Origin of the sequence: Algoriphagus sp. (genome assembly GCF_046296635.1) — a bacterium.
Lineage (GTDB): Bacteria > Bacteroidota > Bacteroidia > Cytophagales > Cyclobacteriaceae > Algoriphagus.
Genome location: NZ_JBKBKZ010000034.1, coordinates 47,498 through 58,834, shown reverse-complemented (window position 1 = coordinate 58,834; position 11,337 = coordinate 47,498). Strand labels below are relative to the sequence as shown.

At 42.5% G+C, this 11,337-nt stretch carries 10 protein-coding genes; 5 read left to right on the top strand and 5 right to left on the bottom strand.

Annotation, left to right across the window (positions count from 1 at the left end):
• The first annotated feature begins 605 nt into the window (after window positions 1–605).
• Entirely contained in the window at window positions 606–1,760 is a 1,155-nt protein-coding gene (locus ACK4HU_RS19715; protein WP_409809445.1) for a hypothetical protein, read from the top strand.
• 408 nt (window positions 1,761–2,168) lie between these two features.
• On the opposite strand, the gene ACK4HU_RS19710 is transcribed toward ACK4HU_RS19715, so the two are convergent.
• Window positions 2,169–2,804, bottom strand: a complete 636-nt coding sequence (locus ACK4HU_RS19710; protein WP_409809444.1) for a GDSL-type esterase/lipase family protein — start codon at window positions 2,802–2,804, stop codon at window positions 2,169–2,171.
• A 152-nt stretch (window positions 2,805–2,956) separates the two neighbouring features.
• On the opposite strand from ACK4HU_RS19710, the gene ACK4HU_RS19705 reads away from it, so the two are divergent.
• Window positions 2,957–3,793, top strand: coding sequence for a hypothetical protein (locus ACK4HU_RS19705; RefSeq protein ID WP_409809443.1), 837 nt, complete (start codon window positions 2,957–2,959; stop codon window positions 3,791–3,793).
• Between the two features lie 328 nt (window positions 3,794–4,121).
• Here ACK4HU_RS19705 and ACK4HU_RS19700 read toward each other — a convergent pair whose 3' ends face one another.
• Entirely contained in the window at window positions 4,122–5,480 is a 1,359-nt protein-coding gene (locus ACK4HU_RS19700) for an acyl-CoA dehydrogenase family protein (RefSeq protein ID WP_409809442.1), read from the bottom strand.
• Between the two features lie 237 nt (window positions 5,481–5,717).
• On the opposite strand from ACK4HU_RS19700, the gene ACK4HU_RS19695 reads away from it, so the two are divergent.
• Window positions 5,718–6,314 carry a class I SAM-dependent methyltransferase gene (locus ACK4HU_RS19695; protein WP_409809441.1) on the top strand — a complete coding sequence of 199 codons (597 nt, stop codon included), beginning with the start codon at window positions 5,718–5,720 and terminating at the stop codon, window positions 6,312–6,314.
• Here ACK4HU_RS19695 and ACK4HU_RS19690 read toward each other — a convergent pair.
• Both ACK4HU_RS19690 and ACK4HU_RS19685 read right to left on the bottom strand, forming a co-directional pair.
• The gene (locus ACK4HU_RS19690) at window positions 6,311–7,639 is read right to left on the bottom strand and encodes an alkaline ceramidase (protein ID WP_409809440.1); all 1,329 of its coding nucleotides are present in this window, start codon (window positions 7,637–7,639) and stop codon (window positions 6,311–6,313) included. The genes ACK4HU_RS19695 and ACK4HU_RS19690 overlap by 4 nt on opposite strands.
• Window positions 7,640–7,855: 216 nt before the next feature.
• Window positions 7,856–9,019 (bottom strand): AIR synthase related protein, encoded by a 1,164-nt coding sequence (locus ACK4HU_RS19685; RefSeq protein ID WP_409809439.1) that lies wholly within the window; start codon window positions 9,017–9,019, stop codon window positions 7,856–7,858.
• A 172-nt stretch (window positions 9,020–9,191) separates the two neighbouring features.
• Here ACK4HU_RS19685 and ACK4HU_RS19680 point away from each other — a divergent pair, with 172 nt between their 5' ends.
• Window positions 9,192–9,395 (top strand): type II toxin-antitoxin system VapB family antitoxin, encoded by a 204-nt coding sequence (locus ACK4HU_RS19680; protein ID WP_409809438.1) that lies wholly within the window; start codon window positions 9,192–9,194, stop codon window positions 9,393–9,395.
• Complete coding sequence (locus ACK4HU_RS19675; RefSeq protein WP_409809437.1) at window positions 9,382–9,774, top strand: PIN domain nuclease; 393 nt, start codon at window positions 9,382–9,384, stop codon at window positions 9,772–9,774. Before ACK4HU_RS19680 ends, ACK4HU_RS19675 begins: the two co-directional genes overlap by 14 nt.
• Before the next feature lie 139 nt (window positions 9,775–9,913).
• Here ACK4HU_RS19675 and ACK4HU_RS19670 read toward each other — a convergent pair whose 3' ends face one another.
• Window positions 9,914–11,248 (bottom strand): M24 family metallopeptidase, encoded by a 1,335-nt coding sequence (locus tag ACK4HU_RS19670; RefSeq protein ID WP_409809436.1) that lies wholly within the window; start codon window positions 11,246–11,248, stop codon window positions 9,914–9,916.
• Window positions 11,249–11,337 lie beyond the last annotated feature (89 nt).

Genomic DNA, 11,337 nt, shown 5'->3' with positions numbered 1-11,337 from the left:
CGGGCGGGACGAATCCGGGGCAGCCGCCCCATCACCCCCCCCTCCCCTAAAAAAAATAACGGACACCGAGCGAAGTCGAGGAAAAACTTAACAATATATGGCTACTGGCAGTATTGCGGATATACATAAAAAAAAAGCCTCAGATGCATTTAGGATGTGTTTGAGGTTTTTTTTATTGGTTTTATTATTACAAGCTATCAAGAAGTGATTGAGTATTGATCGGAGACGCTTTACACAACGATAGATGCGGATAGCCTTCCTCTTAGCAGCATTATTATTTTGAATTTTTGACTAGGTACAAGAGATGATATGTTAGGCAATTGGCCCGAATAGGCGGTAAATAATCCCCTTACGAGTCTATTTTGCCCAGTTTGGGATTCAGGGATTCGCTTTTTAGTCCTCCTCTTTCGAGCTTGTTTAAGTTAATGCTTTATAAATCAGCTTTCTTAAATTCTTCTTGGCTTATTGTTTTTTATGGCCTCAGATTTTCCCTCTAATTCTGTCACGCTAGTTAGAATCGGCTAGGATTCTTGAAACCAGTACATCACTGCGTTAAAAACACTTGCTGTTTCAGAGTAATCTCATTTGCAATCAAAAAAATCTTTATGGAAACCAGTAAAAACACCCTTTCCCTGAACAAGGAATTACTTCAGGAACTTTTGGCAGTGGGCGAGTCTCCTTGCATTTCACTTTATATGCCTACCTATCGAACCCATCCGGAAAATCTTCAAAATCCAACTCGATTTAAGAACCTGATGAAAGAATTGGAAGAGTCGCTACAAAGGAAATATTCCAATGCGGATACTCAATCTTATTTAGAGCCGCTGATCGAACTTACCAATCAGGAGGATTTTTGGAATCATACCTCATTGGGATTGGCGATTTTCAGTGCTTCAGGTTTCCTCAAAGCAATCAATATGACTGAGGGTCCGGAAGAAATGGCAAATGTGGCGGACAGTTTTCACACTAAACCGCTTCAACGGCTTTTGCAATCGACTGACAGATTTCAAGTTTTGGCTTTAAGTCTAAATGAGGTAAAACTTTTCGAAGGTAATCGTCACGCACTTGTTGAGGTGGAGCTTCATCCGGCTATCGATGAAGATACAGTGGATGCCTTAGGGGAAGATTTGGACCGAAACACATTAAATGGGCCTACATCCTTGGGACACTTTCACTTTAACCAAAGTCATAGAAAAGATAATGCCGATGGAGCTTTTGAAAAATATTTCCGGGAAGTGGCTACTTCTGTGAATGAAAATTATTCCAAAAGAAACGATCTCCCTCTGGTACTTGCAGCCCTGCCGGAGCATCACAATCTTTTCCAGAAAATAAGTGGAAATGCCATGCTTTTGGAAGAGGGTATCAAAATAAACCCGACAACTTTGTCCACTGAAAAAATGGCGGAACTGGCTTGGGAAATTATCGAACCTGAATATTTGCGCAAGCAGGAAGAATTGGTCAGCCGATATAATCAGGCAAAAGCCGATGGACTCGGAAGTGAGGAAATCAAAGAAGTGGCAGTAGCCTTGGTTGAAGGTAGAGTGGACACCTTGATCATCGAATCTGACCGCATTATCGCAAGTCGGATCACGAATCTGGTCACTGGGAATGTACAAAACAAAGACATCGATAATCCTAAAGTCGATGATTTACTCGATGATATGAGTGAATTGGCCATGCGAATGGGTGGTCGAGTGACAGTTCTTACACCCGAAAAAATGCCATCTGAGTCGGGAGTAGCTGCGATTTTTAGGTATTGAATTTTTGTAATCTTTAGTAAGTGAAAAAGGGCCTCAGATGCATTTAATGTGTGTTTGAGGCTTTTTTTGTCACAAAGAGGAGTATGTTTTTATATTTCCTGTAATAAAGCGGTATATGATTTTAAGATTTTTTGTAACAAAGAGAACTCAAATTAGGAAAATTCTATTTTGAATTAATTATTTGGAGAGTGAAATCCTTTACTAGTGAATAGTGGTGAGTGAGGTACTCACCACGGCGTTAGAAGCTGTCGGAAGACAGGCACTCACTGCGGCAATAGTGAAATGAGAATCCTGCTTCAGGAGAAGCAGGATAGCAACAAAAGCCCGTATTTTTGAAGTAAGTGACACTCACTGCGGGGGAGGTGTATAACGATCAGTTAAACAATTTACCTATTACACCATTCAAACTCAAAGTCGAATCCTTCTCGTCACTACCTCAGCCATGATGGTCTGGCCTTCTTTATTTGGATGAACACCATCTGGGAGAAGTTCGGATTTGTTCATCAATGGAGTGTAGAGATCGATCATTTCTGAACCTGTTTTTTGTATGACTTCATAGATCATGAGTCGCTGTTCGTTGTCCATCACATTCGGAGAGATGCTGAAGTTTTCCCGGGTTACAGGCACGGGAATCACAATATAGACTTTGCCGTCAGCTGGCATGTGTGCTCGGAACTCAGCGATCAGGTCTAAGTAATCTTTAACAAAATCGGCTTTGTGTGCCCAGTTTTGAGGTTTGGAGTCGTTGGTTCCTAATTTAATCACTACCACGTCAGGTGCAAAATCTTTGACTTCCTGAAACTGTGGTTCATTCCAATAGGGGAAGTCACCTTTCTTCAATAGTGTGCGGCCGCTGACGCCAAAGTTTTTGACTTGATAAGCATCGCCAAGCAATGCTCCAACTTGAAGTGGATAGCTGTCAGGATTGTCCCGTCCGGGACCTTGGGTGATGGAGTTGCCGACAAAAGCCACTTTGATTGGACCTTGTGCAAAAGAAAGGGTGGAAAAAAGCATTGCGGCTAATAGGAGAGGGAGAGTTTTCATGGTTTTTTGGTTGATTTTGTGATGGAATAAAACTAGTTGTTTCCCGCAGAATTATGCTGAAAAAATACGCTGATGAGCGGGGATTTTTAGGGAAAGTTACCGGTTTGAAAGTTTTTGATATCATAGATGAGCTTTAACTTTTAATTTTAACCATGAATTTTAGCCAAAGTTTCTTTCGCTATTTGTCTTTGCTATCGATCGATGTGGTTTTGGGGGCGATGGCAGGATTGCTGTTTTTCTCCAGGCTTTTCCGAGTGGAAGTTGATTTGACAGTTTACTTACTTTTAGGATCGGCTGTTTGGTGTATTTATACCCTTGACCATATTTTGGATGCCAAAAGTGGAGTTTTTCCACTCTCGGATCGTTATGTGTTTCATCAGAATAACCGAACCGTTTTGATGGTTTGTGTTTTGGCAGTTGCTATACTCGGACTGGGGCTAGCCTTTCTGACATTTGGTTTAGGTAAAGAATTCTTTTGGAGTGTTGGACTTGGGGCTTTGATTTTGGCTACGATGTTTTTGATAAGAAAGGCCGGCAAATCAGCAGGACTTCTTAAAGAGATCAGTACAGGAGTTCTCTATGTTTTGGGAATTGCTTGGATTCCACTTCTGAGGATAGGGTCTATGGATTTGTCTTATTTGTTTGCCGGATTTTTATTTGGGTACAGTTTGCTGGCAGTAATAAACCTCTTGACGCTCGCTGTTTTAGATGCCAACGAAGATCATGTTCAAGGTTTTCCTTCAGCAGCTGATATTCTTCCCTTAGTCAAATTGGTGGAGGTAATTCGGAGATTAAACTTCCTGCTGATCTTTGTTTCGTTGGCAGGATTCATCTTTCTTTCCTCACTTTATAGACCTTTCGCATGTGTCATATTATTGATGGCATTGGTTCATTACCTGACTTTTTTCCAGGCGGATCTTTCTTCGGAGCAAAAAAGAATGAGGATGGAGGCGAGTTTTATGTTGCCTGTGCTGCTTCTTTTTCTTTGATAGACTATTTTACACCGCGGAGGTTTTTTACCACAGAGTTAAAAGAGGAGTTGTTTTTGGGATTTTGGCCTTGTCTGAAATTCAATCACACAATTTATTCTTAATATTTTTCAAGGTCGCAGAGGGGAAAAGCTAAAGCTTTTCTTTGGGGTAAACCTTTGAGGTTTTGGCAACCTCGAAGGTTTTTGATTTTGCCGCGAAGGACGCAAAGGACCGCAAAGATTTTCCACTTCGTGGTTTAAAGATTCCTCAATACCTAAACCCTCTGAGATCTCTGTAAAAAAAACCTTTACGATTTTCTCCGTTCTTAACGGTAAAATCCTCTCAATTATACAAATGCGCTATGTCCTGTAATTGCCCTTCCTACGATCAGGGAGTTGATTTCTTTGGTGCCTTCATAGGAATAAACCGCCTCGGCATCTGCCACAAAACGTGCGATGTTATGCTCCAGCAAAATTCCGTTTCCACCAAAAAGCTCACGGGCATGGTCTACAATCGAGCGCATTCGAAGCGTGCAAAAGACCTTGGCCAATGAAGCATGTTCGTCCAATAGCTCGCCTTGGTCTTGCATCTCAGAAAGCCGGAATACCATGGTCTGCATGGCGGTAAGGTCACCAAGCATCGTGACCAGAAGATCCTGCACCAACTGAAACGAGGCGATCGGACGACCAAATTGAATCCGCTCCTTGGTGTATGCCAAAGCCAATTCGTACGCTCCTCGAGCGCAACCAACAGCTTGCCAAGCGACGCCTGCTCGAGTCATGCGAAGGACTTTTGCAGTATCACGAAATGAGTTGGCCTCCTGCAATCGGTCAGACTCGGGTACTTCACAATTTGTGAGTGTTATCAGCGCATTTTGAACAGTTCGGAGTGCCATTTTATCCTGCATCTTCTCGGCTACAAAACCTGGGTTTTCCTTTCTGACAATAAATCCTTTGACTTGATTGTCATCCAAGTCTCTTGCCCATATGATGGTAATATCTGAAAAAGTGGCGTTTCCGATCCATTTCTTCTGCCCGTTGAGCATCCAAGATTCTCCATTCCTTTTGCATGTAGTGGTTAAGCCACCTGCCACGCCCGAACCCACTTCTGGTTCGGTCAAGCCAAAAGCCCCGATTTTCTCCAACTTCTGCATTTTGGGAAGCCACTTTTGCTTTTGTTCTTCGGAACCGCAGAGATATATCGAACCCATTGCCAAACCGCTTTGCACTCCAAAAAAGGTAGAGATTGAGGTGTCCACGCGTGCCATTTCCATTGCGATGAAGCCTTCCAGAAGTGCAGAATGTCCTGGGCAGCCATAGCCATGATAGGTCAGACCTGCAATATTGAGCTCAGCCATTTTTGGAATGATGTGCATTGGAAATTCAGCCCGATTCCAGTAGTCGTTAGCGATTGGTTTGATCTCTCGCTCCATAAAATCACGGACTTTCAGCTGGATTTCCCGCTCCTCAGGTTTCAAAGTCTTCCCCAACTCATAAAAATCTCCATTGATGGCAGGAATTTCTTTGGGTTTGCCTCCGCCTTTAAGCATCCCCATCATTTTGGAAAGATCCGATTCACTCATTTGGGAGACGAGCCCGACCATTTTTGGGAGATCTACTTTTTGAGAGAGTTTGGCGATTTGGTCCAAGTCAACACTTTTAAGTAATTGGCGGATGCCGGAGATTTTTTTTAAGATATTTCGCATAAATAGGGTTGTTTTGGGAATATTAGATACTTAGATATTAGACATAAGACATTAGATACTAGATATTAGACATAAGACATAAGATACAAGAGGCTAGACGCTTTACTCGATCTACTTGAAAATTGATCATTGTTTTTTGATCATTGAAGATTTCGCTTCTGGTGTCTTGTGTCTTGATACTTATGTCTCGATACTTGTGTCTTACTACTTTCTGCCAGTTACCTTATCCTTTTACTGATGTCAGATGCCTACGGTTTCCTTGCCCCAATCTATCAGCCATTATCTCAATTGGTTTTTGGAAAGGATTTAATCCAAGCAAATCAAGCTTTTTTGGAAAGTTATGAAGGGAAAAAGGTACTGATTATCGGGGGAGGAGATGGAGTGGCTTACCGTGATTTTAGCGGAAATTTACATGGTGAGTATTGGGATTTGTCTTCTCGAATGTGCCAATTGGCAAAAAAGAATCTAGAAGGTTCTAATCTAACTATTCATATCGGTGCTTGGCAGGGAAAGGGGAAATTTGATCGAATTTTTTTGCCTTTTGTGGTGGATTCATTGGAGGAAGAGCAGTTAGGAGAATTTCTTATTCAGATAAGGCAATGTCTTAATTCCGAAGGAAAGGTTATTATCTCGGATTTCTTTCCTCCCCGGACTTTCCTACAGCGGCTTGTTCATCAACTGATGATTTATGGCTTCAGAATTTTAGCAAAGCATCCTCGCAAGGATTTGCCCAATATTTCCCAAAAAATGAAAGTAGCTGGTTTTAGTTTATATCAAGAAAGAATGTGGAGAAAAGGCTGGATTCGATCTCAGGTGTATGCAGGCTGCAATTAGTTTGCCTTTTCGATACTTCGTCGGATCATTTGGTCAAAGTAACTTCCATTTCCTGGACCATACCAGTTGGTCTCACGAACCTCATGATAATGCTCATCATACAATTCATCCGGGGTAATGTATCCAATATAACCTCCGTTGAAAGTTGTCACAATCAAATTGAGTCCATTTTCTCTAGCCAGTTTATCCCATTCTTCATAGAAAACACCTGAGATTTCCCCACTCGAAGTGATCATCAGCAAGTTTCCAATCTGAGTAAAATCCAAGTGAGGATTGGTGTCACCAAGAAGGTAATTGAAAAGCCAAGGACGAATTCTCAGATTGTCGGAAATCCGTAAATGTGGCTCCCGAAGACTGATATCTAAACGGGAATGTACTATTCTTGGAGTTTTGAGAGTGGCAAATTGAGTCATTCTGAGCCAAATTGCCGAGTCCAGACTGGCTGCATATTCCTGAATTTTTTCAGGCGTATTTCCTGGGGAAAGTGGCCGATGACTGCCAACTGTCCCAGCTGCAAATAGAGCAAATTCATATTCTCTTGCTTCCAAGGCACGTGTGAGATATTTGGGGTAGTCACCTGATAAGCCCATAAATTTCGAACTCAAACAGGTGGCGTGGGCGGAATAAGTGAAGAGGGATGCCTTTACACCTGATTTTTTGGTGAAGATTAGCTGTCGGACATAGGGATCGTAAGGGGCATCTTTGATAAAGCGGTTGGCCACATATTTTCCTGCATCTACTTTGCGATAGCTGAGGGAAACTGTGTCTTGTGCAGAAATTGCTAACCGGAGCGCTTCCACACTTTTGCTGACTATATGGTCGACGATTTTTTGATCATATCCTCCAAATGCCAAATTACCCATCGCACCAGGCATGTAACCTCCCATTCCAGAGTGCGTGTGCGTAGCTGTAAAGATTAATTGATCGGGAGCAATTCCTGAATCTGCAACACCTTTTTCAATAGCTTTTGCCAATGCAGGATGAATAATCAGCAGCTCAAAATTGAGCCAAGCGATTTGAGTTTTGCCGTTAGTCAAAGTGATCGCTTTGACATAGCTGCTGTCCTGAACAAATTCGTAAGGGCCTCGGGGTGAATAACCTACCAAAGGAGCGGGCTCATCCGGTGTGGCATTTGCTTTTCCCCAGCCTGCCATCCAAAAATTCCCCTCAGAACCTTGCCATGGAGTTTTTTCCAATCGTTCTAAAGTCTCTTGGTAAAAATCCTGGTTTTCGATGGGTGATCGATCAACAGTGGTGATGGTCGCAAATCCAATAAGGAGGATCACTCCGATAGTCCAAGCGAGAATTTTTATAAGGCGAGACAAGGGATTAACGATTTACGATTTTTGATGCTTCGACTACGCTCAGCACAAGTTTACGATTTACGCTGTCGATTTCAAATCCCCCTAACCCCCTTTGAAAAATGGGGGAGTTGAATTTTGCTTAAATTTTACTTGGAATTTTGTTTCAGCCTTCTGGCTTTGGCTTTATGATTTCCATCCGAATATTGAAACATCAACTATTAACCCTTAACCCCCTCCTCAATACTCAAAAGTCCCGTACTGACTCTGAATAGTTACTTTTTTGCTTTCGTGAGGCTCGACTCGACCGATGATTTTGGCTTCGACACCGTATGATTCGGAGATATCGATAATCTCTTCAGCATAGCGCTCATCCAAGTAAACTTCCATGCGATGACCCATATTGAAGACTTTATACATTTCCTTCCAATCCGTCCCACTTTCTGCCTGAATGGCTTGGAACAAAGGAGGTGTGTCAAAAAGATTGTCCTTGATGACATGTAATTTGTCCACAAAATGCAGAACCTTGGTCTGTGCTCCTCCGCTGCAATGTACTATGCCATGTACACGAGAACGAAGGTAATTTATGACGTCCACCATGATCGGAGCGTAGGTTCGGGTAGGAGAAAGTACGAGCTTACCCATGTTCACCGGAGCTCCAGGTGCAGGATCGGTGAGGTTGTATTTTCCAGAATAAACCAACTCTTCAGGCACAGCAGGGTCAAAGCTCTCTGGATATTTGGTTTTCAAAAGTTTGTTGAACACATCATGGCGCGCTGAGGTCAGGCCGTTACTGCCCATTCCACCATTGTATTCAGTTTCATAATTAGCTTGGCCATAAGAGGAAAGGCCAACTATTACATCACCAACCTGAATTTTGTCATTGGAAATAACATCCTCGCGACGCATTCGGCAAGTAACCGTGCTGTCCACGATAATCGTCCGTACCAAGTCTCCCACATCAGCGGTCTCTCCTCCTGTCAATACCACATTGACGCCGTTGTCTCTTAGCATTTGTAGGACCTCTTCTGTGCCTTGAATGATCGCAGAGATCACTTCTCCCGGAATCAGATTCTTATTTCGTCCTATAGTGGATGAAACCAAAATATTATTGATTGCTCCTACACAAAGTAAGTCATCAATATTCATGATGATAGCGTCCTGAGCTATTCCTTTCCAGACACTCAGATCCCCCGTTTCTTTCCAATAGAGGTAAGCCAAAGATGACTTAGTGCCGGCACCGTCAGCATGCATGATGTTGCAGAATTCTGGATCGTTGCCGAGGGTGTCTTCTACAATTTTGCAAAAAGCCTTGGGAAAAAGCCCTTTATCAAGGTTGGAAATGGCGTTGTGAACGTCTTCTTTGGATGCGGAAACTCCGCGCTGCATATAGCGCTCGTTCATGAGAGTGGGATGATTTGGTTATGTCAAAGGTACGGAATTGAGAAGCTGAAAGATTGGAAGTTTGGAAAATTAGTAGGTGGATAAGTGGAAATTGTAATTTCTCTTATTGACAATTTTTTACCGAGTGAAACTTGAATGTTGATTAATGTGTATATTCATAAAAAATATACACATGAGAACAAATATTGAAATTGACGACGACTTGATCAAAGAAGCAATGAAGCTTACCGGGATCAAAACCAAAAAGGGAGTAGTGGAGGCTGCCCTTGCACAAATGCTTTCCTTGAAGAAGCAGGAGCGACTAAGAGATTTGAGAGGTAAGTTAAAGTGGGAGGGGAATTTGGACGAAATGAGAGAAGGCCGTGATTTTGGTTGATAGCTCAGTCTGGATTGACTATTTCAACGGTGTTGAAACCAGACAAACCGATTTTGTTTATCATGGAATTGGAGCTATCAACTTTGCCATTGGAGATTTAATTTATGGGGAAGTAATGCAGGGATTCAAAGCTGATAGGGATTTTCAGATAGGTCAGAATTTTTTTGAGGACGTTCCATTTCTTTTGTTGACAAATAAAGAATTAGCTCTTAAATCCGCTCAGAATTACCGCTTTTTACGGAAAAAAGGCATCACAATTCGAAAAACAATTGATTCTTACATCGCTACTTTTTGCATTGAAAAAGACATAACTCTGCTTCATTCCGACAAAGATTATGAGCCATTTGTTGAGCATTTAGGGCTGAAGTCGATTTTTTGAATTTTTCAGATTGAATATAAAGTGAGATTAGAGGACCTTTTCATGTCGTAAATCAAAAATCGTAAATCGTAAATATCAAAAACGTGAAAATGGAAAGGCCAGTTCCCCAGCCTTCTTCTGTCTTCCGTCTCCAGTCTTCCTACTTTTTACCTACCAAAATCAAGTCTTCCTGTGGTGCAATCAAATACTCCGCTCCGGTATCCGTGACCACGGCCATTTCTTCCACTGAGATGGTTTTTTCGGTACCGTCCGCTTGTTTCCAGCAGTGGAAACCGTCAAAGGCAAAAGTCATCCCTTTTTTCAGCAATTTCTGAGCGGCAGGTCTTGGAGTTGGTATTCTCGCTCCTCCGAGATTTGGACCCACATCATGTGCTACATATCCAACGGGGTGACCGGTGCTCCAAGGAACGTACAGGGAGCCATTTGCATCCATCAAGTCACGCTGTGCACGGTCGACATCTTCGCCTTTCACACCGGGCTTCATAGCTGCCAAAGCAATTCGACTACCAGCCTTGCTATTTTCCCAATATTTCTGAATATCGCTAGGCGCTTCAGTTTCTCCGTCTTTCAGTACATAGGCAAATCGCTGAATATCCGAAACCCAAATTCCGTAAAGCTTTACTCCGAAATCAGTCTGAATCACATCCCCAGGCATGATGACTTTATTTGTAGCATGGGAATGTCCCCGGTCAGGGCCGGAGTTTACATTTGGGTTTTGATCGGGGTGCCAAGCATCCGTGACACCGTATTCCGCCATTTTGGACTTTAGGAACTTGGCTACCTCAGCATCAGTCGTTTTTCCCGGCTCGATTATTTTATAAGCTTCAACTTGAAAATCCGCAGCCAATTGTGCCGCTTTTTTCAGGATTTCCACTTCTTCAGGAAGTTTGATTGATAACCATTCATAGACTAACTCGTCGGAGGATATCAATTTCGAAACATCTTTTCCCATCAAGTCTGACAGATCCAAATACTGACTATGCGTCAATCCATCCGCCATGGCATTGCTTTCGGAGGAGTTGATCGCAATCTTGGCAAAGCCACTTTTCTTGATAAAATCTACCGCTTTGGCAACTGCCGATTCTCCTCTCGGTATGCGCTCTACTTTTTCATGAATATTAAGGTCGTCAAGCGCAGTGGCTTCACCTTCAGGGGAAAAAACCAGGGAATGAAATCCTGTTTGGTCTGTGTAAAAGAGGAATGCCGCTGTTCCGCTCGCATTTTCTCCTCCCACATGGGTAGCAATGGGGTCGTTGTAGTTTTCACGACAAATTACCAACCACGCGTCGACTCCGGCATTTTTAAGGGCTTCGGGAAGAAGTTGATTGATTCGTTTTTTTCGGATTTCCGGCCAAGGATTTTCTCCCCAATAGGTCGTAGGGTTGATTTTTTCAGTTTTGACTTCTGCTTTTCCCCCAGTATCACAAGACCAAAGAGTAGCTAAGATTCCAAAAAGAATGAGTGGTTTTCGCATATTCAAATTCATATTTGCGTGAAAATAGCCAGGATTTTCACAATGAAAAATCTTAATTCTATAAATGCAACAGGTTAGCAATCAGGTTT